17 protein-coding genes, 1 tRNA gene and 2 pseudogenes are annotated in these 24,237 nt (G+C 55.8%); 7 read left to right on the plus strand and 13 right to left on the minus strand.

Annotated features, from left to right (window positions below):
* Positions 1-35: 35 nt before the first annotated feature.
* Positions 36-314 carry a LysR substrate-binding domain-containing protein gene (locus tag M2416_RS05330; RefSeq protein WP_310504009.1) on the minus strand — a complete coding sequence of 93 codons (279 nt, stop codon included), beginning with the start codon at positions 312-314 and terminating at the stop codon, positions 36-38.
* Between the two features lie 213 nt (positions 315-527).
* Between M2416_RS05330 and M2416_RS05335 the strand changes: the two genes are divergently transcribed.
* A complete protein-coding gene (locus tag M2416_RS05335; RefSeq protein WP_259222523.1) occupies positions 528-1,109 on the plus strand; it encodes a DUF308 domain-containing protein in 582 nt (193 codons plus the stop codon).
* A gap of 161 nt (positions 1,110-1,270) precedes the next feature.
* The gene (locus M2416_RS05340) at positions 1,271-1,879 is read left to right on the plus strand and encodes a nucleotidyltransferase domain-containing protein (protein WP_259222525.1); all 609 of its coding nucleotides are present in this window, start codon (positions 1,271-1,273) and stop codon (positions 1,877-1,879) included.
* Positions 1,880-1,902: 23 nt separating this feature from the next.
* Here the strand turns inward: M2416_RS05340 and M2416_RS05345 are convergent, their stop codons facing one another.
* Both M2416_RS05345 and M2416_RS05350 read right to left on the minus strand, forming a co-directional pair.
* The gene (locus M2416_RS05345; protein WP_259222527.1) at positions 1,903-3,075 is read right to left on the minus strand and encodes an MFS transporter; all 1,173 of its coding nucleotides are present in this window, start codon (positions 3,073-3,075) and stop codon (positions 1,903-1,905) included.
* Positions 3,072-4,265, minus strand: a complete 1,194-nt coding sequence (locus M2416_RS05350; RefSeq protein WP_259222528.1) for a serine hydrolase domain-containing protein — start codon at positions 4,263-4,265, stop codon at positions 3,072-3,074. The genes M2416_RS05345 and M2416_RS05350 overlap by 4 nt, the downstream gene beginning before the upstream one ends.
* A gap of 116 nt (positions 4,266-4,381) precedes the next feature.
* Here M2416_RS05350 and M2416_RS05355 point away from each other — a divergent pair, with 116 nt between their 5' ends.
* Entirely contained in the window at positions 4,382-5,302 is a 921-nt protein-coding gene (locus tag M2416_RS05355) for a LysR family transcriptional regulator (RefSeq protein WP_259222529.1), read from the plus strand.
* Between the two features lie 428 nt (positions 5,303-5,730).
* On the opposite strand, the gene M2416_RS05360 is transcribed toward M2416_RS05355, so the two are convergent.
* The 3 genes from M2416_RS05360 to M2416_RS05370 are packed head-to-tail and all read right to left on the minus strand — an operon-like array spanning position 5,731 to position 7,443.
* On the minus strand, positions 5,731-6,396 hold the full coding sequence (locus tag M2416_RS05360) for a DUF799 domain-containing protein (protein ID WP_259222530.1): 666 nt from the start codon (positions 6,394-6,396) through the stop codon (positions 5,731-5,733).
* A gap of 12 nt (positions 6,397-6,408) precedes the next feature.
* Positions 6,409-6,753, minus strand: coding sequence for a DUF4810 domain-containing protein (locus M2416_RS05365; RefSeq protein ID WP_076944770.1), 345 nt, complete (start codon positions 6,751-6,753; stop codon positions 6,409-6,411).
* 12 nt (positions 6,754-6,765) lie between these two features.
* Complete coding sequence (locus M2416_RS05370; RefSeq protein WP_141334886.1) at positions 6,766-7,443, minus strand: CsgG/HfaB family protein; 678 nt, start codon at positions 7,441-7,443, stop codon at positions 6,766-6,768.
* A gap of 819 nt (positions 7,444-8,262) precedes the next feature.
* On the opposite strand from M2416_RS05370, the gene M2416_RS05375 reads away from it, so the two are divergent.
* Complete coding sequence (locus M2416_RS05375) at positions 8,263-8,460, plus strand: hypothetical protein (protein WP_259222536.1); 198 nt, start codon at positions 8,263-8,265, stop codon at positions 8,458-8,460.
* Between the two features lie 21 nt (positions 8,461-8,481).
* Positions 8,482-8,709, plus strand: a pseudogene (locus M2416_RS05380) (SymE family type I addiction module toxin); the annotation flags it as partial.
* A 51-nt stretch (positions 8,710-8,760) separates the two neighbouring features.
* Here M2416_RS05380 and M2416_RS05385 read toward each other — a convergent pair.
* From M2416_RS05385 to M2416_RS05410, 6 genes are all read right to left on the minus strand, one after another.
* Positions 8,761-8,955, minus strand: a complete 195-nt coding sequence (locus M2416_RS05385) for a DUF4926 domain-containing protein (RefSeq protein ID WP_259222537.1) — start codon at positions 8,953-8,955, stop codon at positions 8,761-8,763.
* A 21-nt stretch (positions 8,956-8,976) separates the two neighbouring features.
* Positions 8,977-9,183 (minus strand): hypothetical protein, encoded by a 207-nt coding sequence (locus tag M2416_RS05390; protein WP_259222539.1) that lies wholly within the window; start codon positions 9,181-9,183, stop codon positions 8,977-8,979.
* Positions 9,184-9,648: 465 nt separating this feature from the next.
* Positions 9,649-10,200, minus strand: coding sequence for an immunity 42 family protein (locus M2416_RS05395; protein WP_259222540.1), 552 nt, complete (start codon positions 10,198-10,200; stop codon positions 9,649-9,651).
* A gap of 121 nt (positions 10,201-10,321) precedes the next feature.
* Entirely contained in the window at positions 10,322-10,660 is a 339-nt protein-coding gene (locus M2416_RS05400; RefSeq protein ID WP_259222541.1) for a hypothetical protein, read from the minus strand.
* Positions 10,657-21,414 (minus strand): hemagglutinin repeat-containing protein, encoded by a 10,758-nt coding sequence (locus M2416_RS05405; RefSeq protein WP_259222543.1) that lies wholly within the window; start codon positions 21,412-21,414, stop codon positions 10,657-10,659. Before M2416_RS05405 ends, M2416_RS05400 begins: the two co-directional genes overlap by 4 nt.
* A 12-nt stretch (positions 21,415-21,426) precedes the next feature.
* Positions 21,427-23,088: a ShlB/FhaC/HecB family hemolysin secretion/activation protein gene (locus M2416_RS05410; protein WP_259222544.1), complete on the minus strand. Its 1,662-nt coding sequence runs from the start codon at positions 23,086-23,088 to the stop codon at positions 21,427-21,429.
* A gap of 44 nt (positions 23,089-23,132) precedes the next feature.
* Between M2416_RS05410 and M2416_RS05415 the strand changes: the two genes are divergently transcribed.
* Together M2416_RS05415 and M2416_RS05420 are read left to right on the plus strand one after the other, a co-directional pair.
* The gene (locus M2416_RS05415) at positions 23,133-23,342 is read left to right on the plus strand and encodes a hypothetical protein (protein ID WP_259222545.1); all 210 of its coding nucleotides are present in this window, start codon (positions 23,133-23,135) and stop codon (positions 23,340-23,342) included.
* A gap of 30 nt (positions 23,343-23,372) precedes the next feature.
* A pseudogene (locus tag M2416_RS05420) lies at positions 23,373-23,793 on the plus strand (tyrosine-type recombinase/integrase); the annotation flags it as partial.
* Positions 23,794-23,829: 36 nt separating this feature from the next.
* Here the strand turns inward: M2416_RS05420 and M2416_RS05425 are convergent.
* A tRNA-Arg gene (locus M2416_RS05425) sits at positions 23,830-23,906 on the minus strand.
* Between the last annotated feature and the right edge of the window lie 331 nt (positions 23,907-24,237).

A 24,237-nucleotide genomic window follows, 5' to 3' on the forward strand; every position in this document is an offset into this window, starting at 1 on the left:
TTTTATACGCCATCGGCAGGCAGCAGGCGCCTCGATTACGCCTCGACGGTGAGCCGCATTTTTTCCCTTAACAGCGGCTCAAGCCAGGCAATAAATCGCTGCAGCGGCCGCGACAGATACCGTCGGCTGGGATAGACAATGCTTACCGGCAGCGGCTGCGCCAGGCAGGTCGGCATCACTTGACATACAACTCCTGCGGGCAGCCATTCGCTCACAGCATATTCAGGGATCTTAATCAGCCCCATGCCTGATACGCAGGCCGCAATATAGGCCTCGGCGCTGCTTACCGTCAGGTGACTGCTGACGGCGGCGATGGAAAAACTCTTACGTTGACTACCTACCTACTAGTAGGTTAATGTTTATTCATTGAGCAGGAATATCACACGACGAACCGCTCATACAGCTCGCCCCGGGCTGCTTTGCACTCAGGCTAGTTGCCGTGCGTAAGCGGCGGCGGTGCCGTCCGACACTCTACCTACTAATAGGTCGTTAACGATTTTTATAACCTGACGGCCTGGAGAACTGACATGCAAAACGCCCCAGCAACCCCTAATCGATCTCTGAACCAATGGCTCCAGACCTACTACTTTCTGCGCACCGGGGTTTCGATTGCCTGGATCGCCCTTGCCGTTTTCGTCGGCAAGCACAATCCCACAGCGGGTGCGGCCCTGCTGATCCTGTATCCGGCCTGGGACGCGTTGGCTAACTATCTCGACGCGCGCAGAAGCGGCGGCCTGGGCGCGAATCCACCGCAAAAGTTCAACTTTGTGGTCAGCAGCATCATCGCCCTCGCCGTCTGCGGGGCGCTTACCGTCGGCATGCCTATGGTGATAGCGGTATTCGGCGCCTGGGCTATCTTCTCCGGCCTGCTGCAGCTGGCGACGGCCGTGCGGCGCTGGAAAACGACGAGCGGCCAATGGCCGATGATCCTCAGCGGCGCTCAGTCCGCGCTCGCCGGCGCCTTCATGTTTCAGCAGGCGCATAGCGGCATGGCGCTGGACGTGACCACGGTCGCGCCCTATGCGGCCTTCGGCGCGTTCTACTTCCTCGTCTCCGCCATCTGGCTGACCGTCAAGAACGTTCGCCAGCGCGCCGCGCTAGCCGACTGAACGATCCTCCTCGCTGGGCGGCGGCTCGCCGGTGACAAAGTGGAGCGATAAGCACGAGGACGACTTTTCCTGTGCTTATCTTCACCGCTGCGGTAGTGTTGCTGAGCCGTTAGCAGCGCCAAAGCCGGCCGCTAACAACCGCAGACATGGGAAGCGATAGCATGAACGATTGTCCGATTGTGCCAGACGAGAATAGCTGGGACTCCTGGAGCCCTGCCGAGCTCTCTCGGCGGCTAAGCCGCGTATCAAGGCCGTGGTGCGTCGTGGGCGGCTGGGCGCTCGATCTGTGGCACGGAACGAAGACGCGCGAGCATGAGGATATCGAGTTCACGATCCTGCGCGAGGATCTGCCCCTTTTTCGCCGCGAGCTGCGCGATATGGAGTTTTACACCGTCAGCGACGGCGTGCTCGAGCGGCTGGCGGCTGACCGGCAGCCGGAGGCCGGGATTTCGCAGATCTGGTGCTTCGATCGCCCCGCTGACCGCTGGCGGGCGGATATGATGATTGAGCCGGGAACGGATGAGCGCTGGGCCTATAAGCGGGATCCGCAGCTCACGCGACCGCGTAGCGAAATGGTCGCGCTGACCGCAGGCGGCATCCCTTACCTCAGCCCCTCAGCCGTGCTGCTGTTCAAGGCAAAGCACCGCCGGCCGAAGGACGAGGAGGATTTCGCCCGGGCCATGCCGGGGTTACTCCCGGCCGAGCGCCTATGGCTGCGGGAGTGTCTCGAGCGCCTGCACCCGAACCATCCGTGGGCAGACATGCTGTAACGGCCGGGATAGCGCCCGACCGGTCATCCCACCGACGCGGGAAAGCCGCGATCTCTGGCCGACCACGCTACCAGCAGCGTGGCCAGCAGCAGCACCAGCAGCGCAGGAGAAAATGCCCCGACGCCAAAACGGTCCAGCAGCACACCGCCAACGATACCTCCGCTGGCAATAGCCGCATTCCAGGCGGTCACCAGCATCGACTGCGCGATATCGGCCGCATCGCCGGCGCTCCTCGCCAGCGCGGTCTGAAACAAGGTCGCCGCCCCGCCGAAAGCCAGCCCCCACGCCCCTACCGCCGCGTAGACCGCGACAGGATCGCCACCGGCCATACCCAGCGTCAACGCCGCCGCGCCGAACAGGATCGTACTTGCCAGGGTCAGCCTGCGCAGGTAGCGGTCGATCAGCACGCCGACGATCCAGATACCCGCTACCGACGTCCCGCCAAAAACCAGCAGCACCACATCCGTGCGGTCCACCATTCCCGCCGTCACCAGAAACGGAGCGATATAGGTGTAGAGGATGTTATGCGCCAGCACGAAGGCCAGCACCACGAACAGTACCGGACGGATCCCCGGCAGGGTGAACACCTGGCGCAGCGACAAGCGTTTGCCCGCCGGCTGGCCGGCGAAGTCCGGCACTTTCAGCCTCACCCAGCCCATCAGCAGTAGCGCCAGCAGGCTGATGATGCCAAAACACATCCGCCATCCCAGCAGATTGCCGAGCAAGGTACCGGCAGGCACGCCCAGAGAAAGCGCCAGCGGCGTGCCCACCATGGCGATAGCGATGGCACGGCCCTTCTGATGCTCCGGCACCATCCGCGCCGCGTAGCCGGCCAGCAGAGCCCACAGCAGGCCCGCCGAAACACCCGCCACGAAGCGCGCCGCCAGCGTCAGCGCATAGCTGGCGGAGAGCGTCGTGACCGTGTTGGCGATGGCGAATCCGCCAATGGCGGCCAGCAGCAGCGGCCGGCGACGAACGCCTTGCGTGGCGGCGGTCAGCGGAATGGCGGCCAGCAGAGAACCGATGGCATAGACAGTCACCGTCTGGCCGACCCACGCCTCGGAGACCGCCAGGCCTTGCGCCATCTGGGGCAGCAGGCCGGCCGGCAGCGCTTCGGTCAGAATGGTGATGAAAGCCGCCATCGCGAGCGCCAGCAGCGACGCGAGGGGCATGCGATGCGCGGTTGCCGAATTCATCGTTCAGCCTCCAGGGCGCCGTAGACCGCATCGCGCAGATCGCCGACGAAACGGCCCGACATCCCTTCGTATAAGGTGTTCGTGAAAGCGACGACGCTCAGCCCGCGCGCCCGATCCACGAACCACGAGTGGCCGTAGGCGCCTCCCCAGCGCCAGGTGCCTTCTGATTCAGGCGAAGCGGCCAGCGTCCGATCGCGCAGAACCGAAAAACCGAGCCCGAAGCCGCAGCCCGGCGCATTGGGCAGCTCCAGATTCTCCGCCCGATCCCGCGCCATTTCCGCAATCAACTCATCCGGCAGGATCGCGCCGCCGCCCTGACGCAGAGCCTCCAGCAGGCGCAGGAAGTCTTCGGCGGTTCCCGCCATGCCCGCACCGCCCGAGGGAAACGCCTGCGGGTCGAAGATGCGCGCAGGGCTGTAGGGAATGCCGACCGCCCCCTCGAAGGGTGAAACGATTTCGCCTTCCGCCAGCGGATGCGGCTGAGGCGTATCGTTCACGTAGGCGGTCGCCACGCGCTGCGCATCCCGCGCGATAAAGCCGGTATCGGCCATGCCCAGCGGGCCGGTCACCAGCTGGCGCACGGCGGCGTCAAGCGGTTCGCCCTGCACACGCTCGATCAACGCGCCCAGCACGTCGGTCGCCAGCGAGTAACCCCAGCTCTCGCCGGGCTGGTACAGCAGCGGCACGCTGGCGATGCGGCGCAGGTTCTCCGCCAGGCTGATACCGGACGCATCCATGCCGTCCGATACGCCGGCCCGCGCATAGGGGCCGTTGGCATCGGCCTCGAAGAAGCGATAGCCCAGCCCGGCCGTATGGCTGAGCAGCTGCCGGACGGCGATCCGCGCGGGCTGGCCGTCGGGCAGCAGCGGCCTGAACTCGGGCAGCCAGCGCTCGAGGCTGTCGTCCAGGCCGAGCCTCCCCTGCGCCACCAGCACCAGCGCCGCCGTGGAGACGATAGGCTTGCTTACCGATGCCAGACGGAAGACCGCATCCGCGGCCATCGTCCGAGCGCTTTCACGATCGGCCCAGCCGGCGGCCTGGCGGTAAATAAGCGCGCCGTCGCGGGCCACCAGAACCACGGCGCCGACCAGACGCCGTTCGTCCAGCGCCCGTTGAACGGCGGCCTGAATGCGGGTGGAGAGCTGCGCAGGCGCAGCGCCTGCGTGCAGAGAAAATGCGGGAACCGACATGGGAAATTCCTTTCATCAGTGAACGTTCCCGCCATGATAGAAACGCGGCTATTAAAGAAAAAGTAGGGTACAGTTCCTGTCTTAGCGGAACTCTATGTCCGCAATGGAGGAGTGAAGTGGACAACCTTAACGGCTTCGTGGTGTTCGTACGGGTCGCCGAAACGCGCAGCTTCGTCGCGGCCAGCCGGCTGCTGGGCGTTTCGGCATCGGCCATCGGCAAGAGCGTGGCGAGGCTGGAAGAGAAGCTCGGCGTGCGCCTGTTTCACCGCAGCACCCGCAGCGTGACGCTGACGGCCGAGGGCACGCTGTTCCTGGAGCGCAGCCGGCGCATTCTTGCCGAGATCGAGGCGGCGGAGCTGGAGCTGTCGCAGGCAACGGCAGCGCCGCGCGGCCGGCTGCGGGTCAGCCTGCCCCTGGTCAGCTCGCTGGTGCTGCCGGTGCTCGGCGAGTTCATGCGCGAATATCCGGCCATCGAGCTGGATCTGGACTTCACCGACCGGCTGGTCGACGTGATTGAAGAAGGCTTCGACGTGGTGGTCAGAACGGGACACCCGACGGACTCGCGTCTGTCGGCGCGCAGGCTGGGCACCTTCCGCTCGATGCTGGTCGCCTCGCCCGATTACCTGGCGCAGCGCGGTCTCCCTACGGCGCCGGCCGATCTGCTGGAGCATACCTGCCTGCACTACCGCTTTCCCAACAGCGGCAAGCTGGAGCCGTGGGCGCTACGGCTGACGCCCGGAGACCCCGAGCTGCAGCTCCCTACCTCAATGATCTGCAACAACATTGAGACGCGAGTGTGCTTTGCTCTGCAAGGTCTGGGGATCGCCTATCTGCCGGAATTCGCGATTGCGGAACCGCTGGCGGATGGCCGGCTGCTCGCCGTTCTGGCCGATCGGGTGGAACGCGCCGGCGTCTTCCACGTGCTCTGGCCCGCCAGCAGGCACCCCTCGCCGAAGGTTCGGGCGCTGGTCGATTTCCTCTGCGCTCGGGTGTTTCCGCCCGCCAACGGCGGGAAGATAATCAGCAGCAGAAGCTGAGGTTAAGCGCGTGATCCGAGCCTCAGGGATGAATAGCCGCGGCTCGAGAATCATTTAAATGACCGGCAATCCTGTCGGTTAATGGCCGTGCCTGCTGCCTGGCTGGTAACGTCCCGCCCGGCGGCCAGCGTCAGGTTGTCGTCCGCTGAAATCGTGGTTCTGTCGGCACTGCTCTGATGGCTTCGCTGCCGCCCGTGCGGCTGGTCTGCCCGGTGCCCGCCGCGTTCAGGTTCAGGTCATTGCCCGCCACCAGCTGTGCGGTTTTACCTGCGTCAATGGCGCTCGCCGTGACGTTCAGGTCGTTGCCCCCTGCATCACCGCGTTACCGCCCTTACAGAAAGCACTAAAAATGCAATAGACCGCTGTTAATGTATTTTCAAAAAGGTCACCAAACCTTTGGTGACCCTGACCGTCATACGCAGTTGATTTTACAACTGCGTTTTATTGTAATTTGGCGAACGAGGACCATACAGCAGACCACCGTTTGAACCTGCGCTGAACATACGTGCGCCAGTAACCTCTGCAATATCATGAGCTTTATCAGTCGATGTATGTGCGATTTGTGTGATGGCTGCCGTCAGCAAAATGCCAATCAATCCCCCACCACTATTGTTTTGACCTTCGTTGCTCGATGCCGTTGCCCCACCCGTCCATAACTCTTTACCAGTGCGTGAATCCACCAGACGTGCAGTTGCAGTCACTCGCGTATCGCTATTCACAACCTGATAAGAGGTACCGTAATCGGTAATTGAGATATACATCACTGCATCGGCACCAAAGGTATCATGCAACTTTTTAAGCGGGACAGAGCTGATATCATCCGGGTTAATCACGCCGTTTTGTTTAAATGTTTCGCTCACAACCGCAACAGGGAAGACATAGTACCCGGACTCAGCCAGCGGCATAGTAACAACGCTAAGCAAGCTATTGCTGGCATTGACATCCGGTGACTGATTTTTAGGTGGCAATACCAGAATACTGCGCGGCTTGCTCTCCCTGAATGCAGAATAGTCAGTCGATTTTTTATTCCCGGTACTACAACCCGTTGCTAACAGTGCCAGTGCAAGAGTAAAGCATGCGAATAATCCTTTCATGTTATTGTCCTTTTATTTTTTGGCTGTCAGGAAATTAATATAAGAAGCCGATTCCGGATATTGCTTTTTTTCCGCATTAAATTCCGCCATTGCCAGGTCCGCATTACCGGTATTACCGTAGAGCATTCCCAGTTGAGCATGTACGCCTGGGGGAACCGGTTTATTATTTGCCTTCGACTGTTCAACCAGTTTCTGCAAAGTAGCGATTTGCTCCTGTGGGCTGGTTTCATTGGTGTAGAAATGATAAACAGAATCCTGATAGCCGTCCCAGTTATAAATTTTTTGTGGAGCTTTTGCAGCACAACCAGCCAGTATTAACACCACGGCGCAAAGCATTACTTTATTAATTTTTTTCATTTTTAATTCCTTTTAATTAGTGCTTCCTGGATTCCAGGTGCCATTTCCAATAGCCGCAACCAGATGATTTACAGACTCCCGGATCGCCAGATCCAATACTTTGCCGTTTAACGTGGAGTCGTAACTGGCGGTACCACCAAAACCAAGAATTTCACGATTCGACAGCTCGTATTCCCCGGCCCCTTGAGTGGTGAACACCACTTCAGACGTTTTGACATTGACGACGTTAAGGGCAACTTTGGCATATGCGACCTGCGATTTACCTCGACCTAAAATACCAAACAGAGCTCTGTCGCCAGTTTCTTTACGACCAAACTCGGTTACGTCTCCCGTAATAACATAGGTCGCACCTTTTAGCGCCTGGCCTTTGCCACTGATGTTCGCTTCGGTTTTGATCTCATCCATATTGGAACGATCCAGGACATTAAAGCGACCTGTTTGTTGTAGATGGGTAACCAAAATTGTTTTCGACTGATTACCCAGTCGATCCACGCCATCTGAAAATATGCCATTCATATAGCTTGAGCGGTTATCAAATTTCCCAACCGCTATAAGGCTACGCTGCCCCTGCCAGACTGTTTGCGCTGTTTCAACTTTAGCGACTTCAACAGAGCGGGAAGATTCCGTAGCACAGCCCACCAGAAGTAAGGCGCTTAAGCTGAGAGAACCGACTATCATCTTTTTAATCATGTATATTATTCCTTTTATACATTAATGAGACAAATCCTTATCCACTAACATTAGTGATGTTACATTGTGGATTTTTCCAAATTTTTTAGTTCGATGAGTTGTAATAGCTGAAACCTCCTCATGGTTTATTTAACTAAGTGGGTCTTTTCCTGCAAGCTGAGCAGTAGAGTTAACTCCAACACCAATTGCGGTATTTGCTGCCATACCTTTCACTGTCCGAACATTACAGGCGTGTCGCCAATGCTGACATTCGATTTATGGTAGCCCCAGGAGTTCATGATTGTCTTGGCCTTAGACATTGCCTCAGAATCAGGACTGCATTTGAGTGATGTTGTTGATGCTGCCGCCCACGCTTTCCAGGTGGACGGTTTGCCGCTGATGGCTTAGCCGATACTATTGATGTCGCCCAGCGCGCTCAGGTCAAGCCCACCGCCCGCTTTGATAAGCCCGGCGTTAAGGTTGCTGAGGCTGTTGCTGCTGTCGATGGCAAGACCGTTCTGCGCCAGCAGCGAACTGCTGCTGTTTGGCAGGGGATAGTTGCTGTTTAGAATTAAAGAACGTTTTTACAGAAACAGCTAAGAATGCAACGTTACATTAATCAGTAATATTTCCTGAATCGGCCTCGAAGATATTAACCTTGTTCTTTCATACAGTACTGATCTTTTATTCGGCACTGTATAATGGCCGCAGTAAAGCAACCGAAAGACCGCAACAGGAAAATCGATAAAATAGAAAGCTATGATTGTTAAAGAGCGCGGCATGAAAGTGTTCAAAGCACTTCCATGCCGCTGACCACAAGCAACTATCAAGGAGTTGAATATGGCTGACACTGATTCTAAGCCAGGAAACACTATTGCCAAAACACATTCGAAATTTTTGTCAGGTAATACAGAAAAACACGAGCCAGTACGCAAAAATAACGATCGCAGCTTGCCTAAAAAAGCAGAACCCAAAGTATTAAGGGATATGACGGTCAGCTACGTCAGCGTTCGTCATTACGATCGTAAAACCAACTGAACAAAACGTTACACCCGCAGCGCCAGCCTGCGCCTGAACGGCATCTGGATGGAAGAAGCCGGGTTTACCACTGGCACAAAATTAGATGTTCGGGTAATGCCCGGTTGCCTGGTAATCACTGCTCGCCTAGCCGAAACACCGTTAATGCAAGTACTCAACAAAACCAAAGAATTACCAGAATCTGAGCAGCAGCACGTTATGGCATTTCTGCAGGGCGTGATTGCTCGGGTGGAACTGGATAAATTTTGAGTTTGCGAAAAACTACCCGCCCAAATAGGGCGGGTTTTCTTACTAGCTTATTCAATCAGAGATAACTTCAATATCACATGGGAAAACTGTTATCACATCCAGTGTATTGCCTTCTTTATCAATGAATTCAACCTCATATGCTAAACCTGGATTTTGATAAACCATCACAACAGCACCCAAACAGCCTTTCGGTACAGTCTTCGACAAATCTCTTTCTGCTATAACAACATCATGCTCATTAATCATAACAGCCCATCTCATATAAGATTATTTAATACGCGCGGCCTCGTTGTCTCCGGCGGCATCTTTCACCAGCTTCGCCATATATGGCGCAGCACCTGCCGCAACGCCGCCCTGAATATTCCCGCCGAGGATACCCGCTATCAGGCCTGTTGCACCTGATGTCGCCTGCCAGAAGTCGCTGCCCGGCCCGTACTCTTTCTCTGCGTCGACGTAACGACTGTCCTTTTTCACGTAAGCATCAAGCTCTGCCTGCGTCGCGTTCGGATGTCCGGATCGGTGGACGGCACGAAATAGCCGTTGTTACCGGAAGGAAGTGGGTAGTTGCCTTTTAAAATTAAAGAGTGCTGTTACATAAACAGCTAAAATGCAACGTTGCATAAATCAACAATATTTCCTGAAGCAGCCTCGCAGTTATTAATATTGCTTATTCATCCAGTACTGTGTTTTTATTCAGCAAGGTATACTGGGCGCAGAAAAGCAACCGAAAGACCGCAGCAGGAAGATAAATAGAATAGAAAGTTCTTATTTTTAAAGAGCGCGATACGAAAGTTCGAAAAGTCTTCCATATCGCTAAAATAGATCTTTGCAATACAAGCCACAATAATGCAATAACACCACAAAGAGACTCGCACTGGTGTTCTGATGCTAACCGCCCTTGAATTATGTTTTAACTACAGCTATTCATCGTACAAAAGCTCAACTAACATCATTCAGTATAGTGGCAACATATTCTCTAAATGCATTTATGATTTTAACAATTTCGTCATTGGAAATAATGGCTTCTTCGACAAGCACATTATCAATTTTTTTCCACTCATTTCTTTCGGTGCCAGCAACAGGTAATAACTCATCTGTTTTAGCGCCAAAAATCTTTGTATTTAGACCATCAGAAACTGCAAACAACCTCATGCCAGATAAGTTAACATCTGAGCTGTTTATGCAATAATCAAATATTTGGTCAGGATAATCATCATCATTTAATGGCACCGGGTATGCCAGAGACATTAAAGAGATAAATGCCTCATTTGCGCTTAAGTTAAATATTCCCGCATTAACAGGCAAAGAGACCAATGGATTTGACTCATCTATCAATTCAAAAGCATCTACCAATAGGGTTGATGTCCTAATTTCATCCGGAAACATTTTCCCGTTAATCAATATATACAGCAACCCATTTGGAAATGACTCTCCCCATTCAGATACAGAATCTACCCAAATGGCAAAACGATAAGGATCTCCAAAAACCATAATCACCTCCCAGGTAAACCAAACTCTTTTCACTCATTACTAATAACTTAAATCTGAATCATCACGGCAGCATACTTTGCTGCCACAACGCTCACCTACAAGTAGTTTTTCACAATAAATATTACTTATTGAACTCACTATATTTTTCCGATAATTGATAATCATCAGGAATTTTCGGCCATGACTCATGCTTATTAATCAATATCACATCATCAATGATGTCTTGATATGCATTTGACAGATTTAATGAAGCTATTCTGACTCTTGTCAACGCACATTGAATCGCCACTTTATCTTCTTTTTCAACAGTCCTGTTTAACAACGCCACTGCCATATTAAACTCAGCCACATACCTTTCAAAATTATTACTGACATCACTAATATTAAGAGCGTCAAGAATATTTTCCTCAGGTGCTATTCCTAATAGACTGCGAGTCAAATCATTTATAATTTTGGTCATTTTAGTTTACGCCCCTCAGCCGCTTTGGTTTTAGCTTCGTTAATAGAACCATCTAAATTCAACACTGCTCTGAAATTACCACGTTTGTCAAATACTTCAATGTGATCTTTATGCTGAGCATCAAGATAGAATTGATCACCTTTTTTAATATAACTACCAATATCACCTGTTGCTTTGTAAACACTTTGTCCTTGATATTGTTGGCTAGATTTTTGAGACGTGCTCTTGATCTCGCCACCAAAACCCGGTTGCTTCAGAAATTCATTCATATTTCCAACAGCACCTGCATTGGGAGTATATTTTCCACCCGCAGCGTTACTAATCCCCGCAGCAGCACCAGCCGCATTCGCTATCGCCGCATGACCAAAGATATCAGCAAGTTCAGCTGATGTTTCCTCTGAACCACCAAACATTTGTGCACGATAAATCAGCGTTTTAATCGAACCATCAATGTTTGCTGACACACCCCGCAGATCTTTCCATTCTAGCTGCTCTGCTTTAGTGAGCGAGTCAATCCCTTCATTTCGTATTTTAGCTGTCAGCTCATTACTTTTGGCACTGCTTTCAGCCTGCCATTGCTTCATTTCCTTCGCAACAGCAACACATTCCGCAGCCGTTGAACAGGTGTTTATCTGTTCCTGGACCTTGTCATATTCCTTCGCATAGCGTTCGCGAACATCAGCTTTACAGCTGCTATCACTGCCGCAAGCTGAAAATTCTTCGCTGCGACGTTTTCGCTTATCAGGACTAAGATGGTTGTTTTCCACTTCCACCCGCGCCGCATTCGCCCCGCTGACCGCTGAGAACGTATCGCCACCCACGCTGGCACCGCTTGCTGCACCGACCGCTGTTGCAAGGTTGCTGATAAACGTACTCTGGTCGCCGTCCAGGTCTTTGACGTCTTTGCCGTAAAACGCATTAGAGAGTTTGTCACCCATCAGCGCCGCAGACATCATCCCGCCAGCCGCACCTGCCAGAGCATTACCGCCCTGTACCTGCGTCAGCGCGGCGGAAACAATTCCGTGCAGTGCAATACGCGCGGCCTCGTTGTCTCCGGCGGCATCTTTCACCAGCTTCGCCATATATGGCGCAGCACCTGCCGCAACGCCGCCCTGGATATTCCCGCCGAGGATACCCGCTATCAGGCCTGTTGCACCTGATGTCGCCCGCCAGAAGTCGCTGCCCGGCCCGTACTCTTTCTCTGCGTCGACGTAACGACTGTCTTTTTTCACGTACGCATCAAGCTCTGCCTGCGTCGCGTTCGGATGCTCCTTGCTTATCTCCGCTTTCAGCTCGGCGTTTTTGCCTGCTGCCTGCTGCTCCATCGCCACTTTGTAAGCATTTGCCGCCTGAATACCCAGCTCCGTCACCGCAGTCTGAATATCCAGCTTGTCCTTCACCTTGTCGGCATCAAACCCGTCGCTCACGCTGTGGTTGGCATTCGCCGTGTCGCGGCTCAGGTCGGCAACATCCTGCTTCTGGTTATCCTTGTCGCGGATGGTGATGGTACCGTTGGCAATCGCGCTGTGCGTTGTGCCGCTGTCGCTGCCAGAAGCGTTGGCCATGCTTGCTGATGGCAGCCCCTGGGAAGAAGGGCCATTTTTCCCGGTGCTTGCGCCGGAGCTACCGGACACAGTAAAGCCCGCCTGCTTCCCGCTCCACTCCGATTTATTCTCGATATCGCTCCAGCCCAGCGTGCCGGTATCCAGCCGGTTTTTATCCGCCGTCGCATCGGATGCGATGACTGCGCCGTCCAGCTGAGTGTGATTCCCCACGGTGATATCGAAACCACCTTTCCCGGCGTAGATGCCGCTCTGATCAGTGACGGAATTGAAGTTGCTGTTCATCTTCGTGGAGTCGGCGCTGACGCTGCCTTCCACGACGCTACCCACACAAATCGGCGGCACGCACACGCTCAGGTTCACGCCCGAGGATGTGGACTTACTGTCGAACTTCGCGCTGTCCTGCACGCTGGCAATGGTCAGGTCACGGCCAATATCCGCAATCACCTTATCCGCACTCAGCTCCGCCCCTGTCAGGGTGGTATCGCGACCGCTGATGATATTCAGGATATTGTCGGCATGGACCTTACTGTTCTGGGTTGTTTTACTGTTGCCGTCGGCGCGACTCTGGTTCTGGCTGTAGCCAAACTCGCCGGTGAAGCCGTTCTGGCTACCGCCCAGAGAGAAGCCAACCCCTGCGCTGACTGAACTGCCGCTGGCACGGTTTTTTAGCGTTTCGATATCCTGCGATGAACTCAGTGCGATATCGCGACCTGCGTTTAAGGTCACGTTTTTACCCGAGATATCCACCCCGTTTCCGACGATATCGTTCTTCGCCTTCACAATCACAGAATCCCCGGCATGCAGGGTGCTGCCCTGTTGCTGATTGCTGGTGTAATTTTGTTCCTGAGCAGACTTGCCTGCCGTGGCCGACACGCTGACCTTCACCGCAGAAGGGTTCATGTTGCCCTGAATGGTCTGCGTGGCAGCATCCAGCCCGGCCTGAGCGGCATAAATACCCGTCAGACGCGGATCGCGATCGTCCTGAGCAGCGCGGGCAGCACGTTCCACATTCTGAGCAGCACTTGCCGCCCAGCCAGAGACCTGGCCTTTAAGCCCGTACTGCGTGGTTGACGATTCACTGTGGCTTTTCTGGCTGTCTTCACTGACGTCAAACAGCACGTTATTGCCGCTGACCACCAGAGATTTTCCGGCACTGATATCGGCCCCGTGTACCGCCACATCATTCCCGGCCTGCAGAGAGACATTGCCGTTCTGGCTGGCTATCTGGCTACGGATCGTACTTTGCTGGTTACCCTGAGCCGTCGAACTGAAATCATTTTTTTGCCAGCCAACGGTGCCGCTGTAGCCATCCCCACCCAGGTTGCCGACCATCGAGTGGCTGCCAGACTGATTCTGGAGAGTGGCGTTGTTCCCGGTGGTGATGTTGATGTTGCCTTTGTCAGCCGCAATCAGCAGATCGTTAATCGAGGTGAGTGCGCTCCCCGCAATGTCCACACTGCCTTCATGACTGTTGATGTAGATATCAGAGCCGCTGATCAGGGAAGCATTTTCGCGAGTGCTGCTGCGGTCCGTCTTGCTGTAGCTGTTATCCATTGCATACGGCAATGCATCCGCCCCGTTATTCGGGCTGCCGTTGATGATACGGGCCCCGACACCCGGCCCTGCGGCGGCATCGGTAATGCTCCAGCCTTTACTGCTGGCTTTGCTGCTCAGATGCTCTGAATCCGTCGACGTGACAATCGCCACATCACGTTTGGCATCCATGATCACCGCTTCACCTGCGCTGACCTGGCTGCCGCTTATCAGAATATCGCCCTGACCCTTTTTACCCGTCGCCGTCAGTTGGACGTTGCCCGCTGCATTCAGGCTGCTGCCGGAGTTAAAAATACCTTCGTAATGGCTTTCGCTGTTTGACGACGATTTGCCGTAGGTCAAAGGTAACGAGCCGCCCATACCCAAATCAGCACCCGTCGCCACCACCTCACTGCTTAGCTGCTTGCCTTTGGTAATGCTGTCGCTGTCGGAGTTGGCGATATCGCGGATGTTGCGGATGCCGTTAATAATCGGATCGGAAACCGAAACCGTCAGGCCGCTGCTCTTGCTGGATTGCTTCGTATCCTGAGTGATGCGATCGCGGCCCGGCAGGATAGCAATGTCGCTACCGGTAACGGCGATATGCCCTGATTGACGATCGGTGTCGCCCGCAGCCCGGCCTGCCACTACGTCGGTTGCGCTGAGCGTGACCTGTTTTCCGGCATTGATAACAACGTTGCCGCCTGTGGTTCCGATAACGCTGCGCGAATCGCTTTCAGTGACTTCCGCGCCTTTACGCTCAGATTTACTGGATTGCGACCCGATGGTGATCCCAAGACTTCCCCCGCCAAAGACACCGCTCTTTTTGGTGCTCTTCATGTCGTAGTGGCTGGCGGTATTGTCTGCCGCTTCCACGGTGACATTGTTCCCGGCATTCAGGGCGATATCACGATCAGCGGCGATAGCAGAACCACGCACATTCAGATCATTACCCGCCTGGAGGGTGACGTTTTCACCGCTCAGCAGGGTTCCTTTTTCGCTTGTGGAGCTTTCCTCATGGATCTTGTGCGTGGTTTTTTTGCTCAGGAATCCTTTCTTGGTTTTCAGGGATTCCTGATACGCATAATCACTTTCAGTTGCCGTGGAAAGGTTGATGTCACGGCCTGCGGCAACGCCCACATCTTTTGTCGCCAGTACGCTGGTTGCCTCGGAGTTCACATCACGCCCGGCAATAATGACGCTGTTGCCACCGCTGGTAATGGTCGTTCCCTGCTGGTGTACAGACTCATTAATGGTGGTGTTGTTTTTCGAACGGTAGCTGTCGCCCTGCGTCGAGGCTTCTGCCAGCAGATTGACGTCACGACCTGCCTGAATGCCGACGTTATTTTCTGCAGTCAGCGTGGAAGCCTGTGAGTTCACATCGCGACCCGCAGACAGCGTCAGATTCTCTCCGGCATTGATACTGCTGGTATCTGAACCTGAGCGATGCGATTCGCTTTTCCCTGAGCTGTTGTTCTGAGCCGTTTTTGCTGCGTTGAGATTCAGATCGTTTCCGGCAGTCAGGTAAGCACTCTCTCCAGCTTTCAGCGTACTCGCCGTCACGTTCAGGTCGTTATCCGCCTGCATCACCGCGTTACCGCCCGCCGTAATGCTGCTGCCCTGGTTTGAGGTGGCTGACGAACTGGTGTCTTTTTTGCCACCGAAGCCCGACCGGCTGCTGCTGTCGGTTATCTGATTGGCGGCAATGTTGATGTTATTGCCTGCGCCCATCGTAAGGCTCGCGCCCGCGCTCACCTTCGCCCCGGTGATGTTGATGTCGTTTGCCGCCGCCATATACAGACCGTCGCTGGCGCTGATGGAGGCGGTTTGTCCGACGTCGGTACCGCTGACGTGCACGCTGTCGCGACGGCTGTCGTCGCCCACGCTCCACTGCTGCGTCCGGGTGATGTTGTTGATGCTGCCACCCGTGCTTTCCAGCTGGACGGTTTTGCCGCTGATGGCTGAGCCGATGTTATTGATGTCGCCCAGCGCGCTCAGGTCCAGCCCACCGCCCGCCTGGATAAGCCCGGCGTTAAGGTTGCTGAGGCTGTTGCTGCTGTCGATGGCCAGAGCGTTCTGCGCCAGCAGCGAACTGCCGCTGTTGGTGACGTTGCCGCCCGCCAGCTGCACGTTGTTACCGCCGATCGCGCTGCCGCTCTGCACCGTTACGTCTTTTGGCGACAGATACACTTTCGGCACCATCACGGTCTGGCCGTTAATGGTCGCGGTTTCATACCACAGAATGCTGTGGTCAAGCGCCGCCACCTGGTCGGCGGTCAGCGCCACGCCAAACTTCAGGCCAAGCGAACTCTGCGCGTCGGCGGCGTTATCCATCAGGTAGCGCATCTGGTCGAGGTCGGAACCAATCCCGTTGATATAGCGCGTGCCGGTCTGGTTCAGCACATAGTTCGACACATAGCGGGTATCAAACGCCGCATCGCCGAGGAAGCGGTAGTCTTTGTCCGGGTTCAGGCTGAGGCGGTCCAGCATATATGACGAACCGAGGAACTGATTCATGTCGGTGTACTGGCTGCCCGTCTCGTGTGGGGCAGCACCGGGGTTCATGCCGAGCAGCTTATACAGATCGCCAAACAGCGACGGATCGAGCTGGCCGAGGCCATCGAGTTTTGGGTTCACGGTGATCAGATACGGGCTGTCCGGATCGGTCGACGGCACGAAGTAGCCGTTGTTGCCGGAAGGCAGAGGATAGTTGCCGTCCATGCCGCCTGGCGCCAGCCCCGAGCCGCCGCTAATTGCCTGGCTGGCGGTGCTGTCTTTCCAGTCCGGAGCGGTAATGGTCTGGGTTCCGGCGTCTGCAAGCGCCAGCTGGCTTGCGCCGCCGCCGATGCTTTGCGCTGAAGGCGTGTTCAGGTTCGGGGCTACGATGGTGTTACTGATTTGCCCGGCGTTAGCGGTTGTATTGGTGTTACTGATATTGCTGGTGAAGATGGCCTTAACCGTGCCGCCCGCCTGGATGACAGCTCTGTAAGTCTCGCCCTGAACCTCATTAACTTCGTTATCTGAAAGAGTATACAGGAACCATATATCCTCTGGTTTCGGTACCCAGTTTGAATTAAATCCAGCCGAGTCAAATTCATATATCTGCCAGATCTCATAAACTTTATTTTGATATGACTTATTTTCGAAAACATTCCCACGAAGATTGATATCACCGTTCGCTAATATGAAAGATGCATTATTAAAAAGATAATCAGCCTCAATATTTATCTTGCCAGCAGATATGATCCGCGATGCATTGCCTGTAGCAATAGCCTTCTCAGTGTTACTCTCAATCAGATAACGCTTTGTGCGGGTTGTTTCATCAATATAGACATAAAGTTTTGGCGCAGGCCCCGAATTCCCACCGCCCACCAGCACCTCATAATCCGGGTGCCACTCTTCGTTTGCCCAGACTTTTATCGAGTTGCCATCCAGGTCAGGTATCTGGTCACGATAATCATTTTTTGAGCCGGTAAACTCGATTTGTTGATATGAATTTTCAAGCCTCCCGGTCTTAATGATGATATCGCCGTGGGTGGTTTCGATATTCCCGGAGGTATTGATCACCCCGGCGTTCGCCGTGCCGCTGGCGTCTTTCTGCATCACCAGGTTATTGCCCGCCAGCATATCGCCGTGCAGGTTGTGGATGCTGTTGGCAAACAGCGAGAGGTTGTTGCCCGCATACAGCAGCGCGGTGTTAACGATCGACCCGGCCGCCGTTAACGCCAGGCTGCCCGCCGTGCCGGTAAAGCCGTCGAGAGTGATATTGCCCCGGCTTGTCAGGCTGACGTCGCCGCCTGCCTGCAGGCTGCCGCTGGCGTTCATCGCAATCTGGCTGCCGCTCAATGCCGTGGCGCCGCTGCCTGCGGACAGCTGGCCATTGTTGGTCAGCTTGCCCGCAGCATTCAGCGTGATGCCGTTGCCCTGTAATGTGGCTCCGTTGGTGATATCGCCCTGGCTGCTGACGGAGAGCTGCTTGTTCGCGGCGATAACGCCCTGGGTGGTCAGGCCGTTGGTGAGCTTCAGCGTCAGGTTGCCGAGCGCCACCAGTTGGCCCGCGCCGCTGAGCGAGACCATTTCGGCAAGCATATCCCCGCCGCTGAACACTTTACCGCCCGCGTTATTGAGGCTGTTCCCTTTGAGCGTCAAACCCTGATTGCCGAGCAGCGTGCCGCTGTTGGTGATGGTCTGTGCGTTGACGTTCAGCCATGCGGCCTGGAAGGTGCCGCCGTTGGTCAAACTGTTACCTGTGAGCGTCGCCTGGTTCGCCGCCATCAGGGTACCGTTGCTGGCAAGCTTCGCCACGTTCAGCATCAGGTTAGTGGCCTGCAGCCAGCCGCTGCCGCTGTAGTCCGGCGTGGTGAAGTTCAGATCGCCGCCGGAGAGAATTTTGCCGCCGTTGCGGGCCTGCGTTGCCGCGCTGAGCGTGGTTTTACCGTTGCCCTGAAGGGTGCCGTCGTTGGTCAGCACGGGCGCGGTGAGGCTTAATGCATTCTGGCTGAGAAGCACGCCGCTGGCCTGGTTGGTCAGCGCATTAAGCACGGTGAGCGTCAGGCCGCTGTCGCCCTGCACGCGCCCGCTGTTGGTGAGCGAACTGGCGCTGATTTGGCTATCCGCGCCCTGAAGCTGCCCGCTGTTGCTGACGTCTTTCGCGTTGACGTTAAGCAGGCCGCCGGTCAGCATTTTGCCCTGCTGTTGCAGGTTACCGCTGAGCGTCACGTTCAGGCCGTTGACGCCGCTGATTTCGCCGCCGTTGCTGAGCGAATCGCCTTTCACCTCCAGCGTTTTCGCACTGATTAATCCCTGGTTGCTCAGCGCGTTGCCGGTCAGGCGGGCGTCGCCCAGGGCGGTGATTTTGCTGCCGGTGGCGGCGATAACATCGCCGCTCAGGGTCAAAGCTAAATCCAGCGCACTCTGAATAGCGCCGCTGTTGGTCAGGCTGCTGCCGTCTAAGGCGATGTTCTGCCCCTGAAGCCGGCCGCTGTTGCTCACGTCTCCTGCGCTCAGCGTCAGCGATTTCTGGCTCAGCAGATCGCCGCTGTTGGTAAGCCGACCCGTACTGTTCAGGGTCAGGCCGTTCAGGCCAGTGACCGATCCTCTGTTGTCGATGCTGTTGTGACGCAGTGAAAGCGTGTAGCCCTGAAGCGTGCCGTCGCTGGTGAAGGTTGTTCCGGCGAGCGACATTTCGCCTGACGAGAGAATGCTGCCGTGGTTGCTCAGCACGGGCGCGTTCAGCCCGAAATTGCCCTGGCTCATCAGGTCGCCATTGTTGAGCAGAGAGGCGCCCAGCGTAGCGTTAAGATTGCCGGTTGCCAGCACCGAGCCATTGTTCGTCCAGCTATCCGCCTGAGCGGTGAGGTTCTGCCCCTGCGTGGTCCCCGCGGTATTCAGTATTTTGCCGTTGAAGGCGAGATCGCCCGCCGTCAGCCAGCGCCCGTTGGCGCCCTGCGAGAGCGTATCCCCGGCAAGGGTCAGCGCCCGGGTTCCCTGCAGCAGGCCGTTGCCATTCAGCGCGGTCGATTTGACGTTCAGCGTGTCAGCAATGATTTTGCCTGGATTACTGAGGGAGCCAGCGCTTAGCGTTAAACCGTTATCGCTGGTGATAAGCCCGCTGTTGCGGATATCCGGAATATCCAGCGTCAGATTTGCGGCGCTGTAGAGGGTGCCGTTCTGCTGGTTGTCCAGCTTTTGTGTGCCAATCAGCAACGCACTGTCGCCCTGCATCAGGCCGCTGTTGGTGAGAGTTTGCGACTGAGTGTTCAGGGTGGAAGCCACGAGCACGCCGCTGTTGGTCAGTTCTGGCGCACTAAGGCTGAGTGATGCGGCACTGCTTTTGCCGCTGTGGGTGAGTTTTTCGCGGGCGTTAACCGTCATGGTTTTTTGTGCCGCCTGCGTACCCGCAAGTGCCGCTTGCCGCACGCTGAGACTGAGATTATTGCCACTCTGGAGCTGGGCACTCGCCGCCGTGGTGAGCCTGTCGCCCTGAAGCTCTAGATCGCCGCCCGCGCTGGTTTCCCCGTCGAGCGTCGCCGTAGCGGTATTCAGCGTCATGGCGGCGTCGCTGTGGGTCACCGAATTTTTGCCGGAAGTCAGAGTCTGCGCGTTGATCGTCAGCCCTTTGCCGCCGGACAGCACGCCGTTCTGCGTCACATCCTGCGCCTTCAGCGCCAGCGCATCGTCGCTCACCAGAGCGCCTGTATTGGTCAGCTTCCCGCTGGCGGTGATGCTCGCTTTGCCCTTCGCGCCGGTGCTGCCGCTTTGGGTAAAATCGTTGGTATTAACCATCAGGTTACCGCCGCTCAGCAGGGAACCCGAGTTGCTGAGCGTGGCGCTGACCACGCTCAGGGAAGCGCCCTGAACGGAGCCGCTGTTATTGAGCGTGTCGGCATTCAGCTGAGCGCGGTTATGCGCCAGCAGCTTGCCGTTTTGCGTCAGGGTGTTACTGCTCACCGTCAGGTTTTGCCCGGCGGTCATCTGCCCTTGTGTTTTCAGCGTATCGCTGGCTTTAGCCGCGATATCGCGGGCAGCGTTAATCTGGCTGGAAGCATCCTGGCGGATGTTTTTCGCGGTCAACGTTGCATCACGTCCGGTGGTCAGCTTTTCACTGGCGTGCGAAATCGTGCCGTTGGCGTTCAGAACCAGGTCGCCGTCGCTGTTCAGCGAGCCGTTGCTCAGGGCAATGTCGCCCTGGCTGTTCAGCGACATACTGCCGCTGGATTTGTGGTCGCCCGTCAGGGCGAGGCTTTCACCCTTAGCGGACAGCGCCCCGCTGGCGAGGCTGTTGTGAACGGTGAGTTTGCCACCGGCATCCAGGGTGATGTCTCCCTGGCGGGCATTCAGGTCGCCGAGGTTAACCCCGACGCCTTTCTCGCTGGACACCAGATGTATGCGACTGGCGTACATCCCGCCGAGCGCACCGGTATCCACCGCTACCGTGGGAGCGCTGCCTTCGCCCTGCTGCGCCTGCATGCTGCCGTCGGTGCCAACGCGGTTGGCCCCGGCAACCACCTTTAAATCCTTCGCATGAATGGCGGCGTTCACTTCGGTTGCGCGTGAAATGATCGACAGCGCATCGCTGCTGCTGGCATCCAGCCCTTGCCCTTCGATGGTGATGCTGCCTTTTTTCACGTCCAGCGCCTGTAAATTGCCGCTGGCGTCAAAGACGGGTTTGCCCGTGGTCAGGGTGGCTTGCGGGGTGTTGATAAACCCGCAGCCGTTACAGGTGATGCCGTACGGGTTGGCGACCATCACGTTTGCCGCGTTGCCCGCCACTTCCGTGTAGCCCTGAAGCTGTGAACGGTTGCCGCCGGTCACTTCGTTGATGATGCCCTTCGCTTCCTTGCCCGCTTTCAGCCTGGCGTTACCGCTAATCAGCCCGCCAAGCTGCGTCTGATTAAGCTTGCCCGTGGCGTTATTGAGGATCAGCCCTTCTTTGCCAACGTTGTAATCTTTAAACTGGTTGTGCGAAATCCCGGCCCCGTTCGGGGTGGCAATGTTCACCACCGGCACGCCGTTTGCCGCTTTATCCGTGGCGGTATTCCCCACTGGCGTCAGCGTAGCGGCAACGGCAGGCAGCAAGGGCTGCGTCGCGAGCAGGGCACTCATCAGATAGCTGAGCAGGCGGTAAGTTAAGCGAACGGGAGGCTGCTGATTCATGACAATAATCCCTTAAAATGCGACGGCAACGCGGTAATAAACAGTGACGTGATCCGGGCCAAGCCAGTCCGGGTAAACGAGAGGCAGTCCAACGGTGAACGAGCTGGATACGTGGCTATTTGCGGTACTCAGCCCGGCGGCCGTGCCCCAGAGGGTGCCAGCGGAATAGCGATCCAGCCTGTCGGAGTGCAGCCAGCCGCCGTCGAGGGCCGCCAGCGCGCTGACCTGGCCGATGACCGGCAGCGTGAACAGGGTGTGGTTGAGCTCGTTTCGCCACCAGGCGCCGTTGTCACCGGAAATGGTTTGCTCTTTAAACCCGCGCACCGAGCTTTCGCCGCCGATGGTCATACGTTCGCTGCCGTAGAGGCGGTCCGGCGACCATTGCCCATAGGCGCTCGCCAGCCACCACAGATTGTCAGCCACCGGGCGCTGGAAGCTGGCGTTCAGGCTCCATTTGCGGAACTGTGCTTTCGGTAAATCACCGTTTTTGCTGCCGTCGCTTTCAGCACCGAGCCACGGCATGCCGCGACTGAAGGTCGGGTTAAACGTCGCTACGCCACCGAACATTTTTTGCGTGTGGTTCAGACCAAACAGCAGGCTGGTGAGCTTACGGCTGCTGCTTTCCAGCAACACGTCGTCAAGATAGTTGTAGTTGCTGCGATGGCTTAAGCCCAGAGAGACGCCCGTTTTGATATCGCCGTTGCGGAACAGCACGTGCGAGAGATTGACGCGGTGCGTTTCGGTATCGCCGCTCGAGCGCCAGAAGTAGCCGTTGTTATCGATGGTGCTGAGATAGTTGTTCCAGCTGTAGCTGTAGTCCAGCAGGCTGTAGCCCCAGGGCACGCTGACGCCTGCCGCAAAATTCTGCGCGTCTTTTGCATGCGAAAACGCGCTGCTGCGCCCGCCGCTGACGAACCAGCTGTCGGCCAGACCCAGTAAATTGTTGCCGTTCAGCCCGCCGTTAATCTGCCCGACGCCCGTACTTTTTTGTCCGCTGTTATCGAAGCTCGCGGAGGCCGAAAGAGGAAATTCCGGCGTGGCGGTAAGATGCACTACCGACCAGCCCTGCTGCGTGCCCGGTAATATTTCAATTTGTACCGGCGTGGTGCGCGTGCGGTTAATCTGCTCCATGCCTTGTTCAATATCGCGCAGATTAAGTATTTTTCCTTCAAGGCCCGGGAATACCATGTTCAGCTCGCGCTCTGGCGCGCCGTCCATGCGGATTTTCTCAAGCTTTCCTTCCAGAATACCTACGCGTAATTCCCCTGAACGTAAATCCTGTTCGGTCAGGAAAGCGCGGCTGGTGATATATCCTCTGCCGATGTACCAGTCGGAAACGCTATTAGTGAGTTTATTAATTCGCGCCATATCCAGGCACTGGCCCTGCCAGGGCGCAAGTAAATTCCGCTGCCTGCGGGCATCAATAAGGGTGGCGCCATCAAGCACAATGCGGTTGATAGTGAAACAAGGCCCGGATGTCAGCGCAGGCTGCTCCGGTTGAGAGGGGCGGATCAGGGGTACAGCACGCTCCAGAGACTCGCGCTGCTGCTGGTTGTGAAGGAGTAATTGCTGCTGCTGTTGTTCAATGCTGCTGCGATCGGCTGGTGACAACGGGGCTGCCAAAACGGGCTGACTGAGTGCCAGTAATACCCACGCCGGATATAAAGCTTTCATCCCTGATCCTGTATATTTTATTATTTACGTCATGAATGTATTTAATGACTTTTATTTACACCTTTGGCTACCTTACACTCAGCCCCGGGGGGATTAAAACAGCAAAAACAGGAATGCGGCATTTTTCAGATTTTTATTGTGCTTTTATTCAAGCAAATCAGATTATGGCGATAGCAAATCTGATGCTAAATATAGCAGAGAACTCAAATGAGCAGGCGCAGAATCAATATATCTGCGGACAGCCACTTATATAAAAGGTCGAAAATATATTCCAGGCAGATGACCGCCGCTCAAACATAATCGGGCTTGAGTGGCAGCAGGTCGATATGCAGAGTATTAAGGGATCGGATAGGGAAGTATTTCAGGTGGGTATTCGTTCACACTACGGCAAAATATCGGCCGGATGGAACGTTGACGCCCGCGCTAAGAAACATGCGGGGTGATGATAATTATGCCTGACGTTCAGGCCTGAGGCAGACCGGGAGCGAAGATTTCCGCTTTCATGGCCTCCGGCACACCTGGGCGAGCGGGTTAATTCAGTCCGACGTCCCGCTTTCTGTTCTGCAGGAAATGGGGAAATGGAAGAGCATCGAGATGGTGCGCCGTTATGCACACCTGGCAGCGAACTATTTGACCAAACACACACGGAAAATTGACTCGATATTTGAGGAGGATGTCCCAAATATGTCCCACAAGGAAAAATGAGCGGCTGGAGGATGTTGATAACTTATTGATTTTAAATGGTACGCCCTACAGGGCTCGAACCTGTGACCTACGGCTTAGAAGGCCGTTGCTCTATCCAACTGAGCTAAGGGCGCACTGAGAAGCGGGAGCTTCATGATGTGCAATCGCCGGGAATTATACGGTGCATGCCTGATGAGTCAATGCATTTTGCCATCAAACTGTTTTCTGCGGCCGACTTGTCTACTTATGCACCAGGCGACGCATAAGGATTATCCAATCCGCGTCGTCATTTCCCCGCATAACATCGGCTTAAATGCCCGCCGGTTCGCCGGCTATGCATCTTAATCGCGCCGCAACGGCGGGACTTATCGCCCCTCCGCGCGCCGAAAAGCGATAAAAAATCAAACGAGGACTGACAGAGAGGCTGGCTTCTGACAAAATATCAGCAACCCCCTTTCGTTAAGA

Source organism: Klebsiella sp. BIGb0132, assembly GCF_024810075.1.
Lineage (GTDB): Bacteria > Pseudomonadota > Gammaproteobacteria > Enterobacterales > Enterobacteriaceae > Klebsiella > Klebsiella terrigena.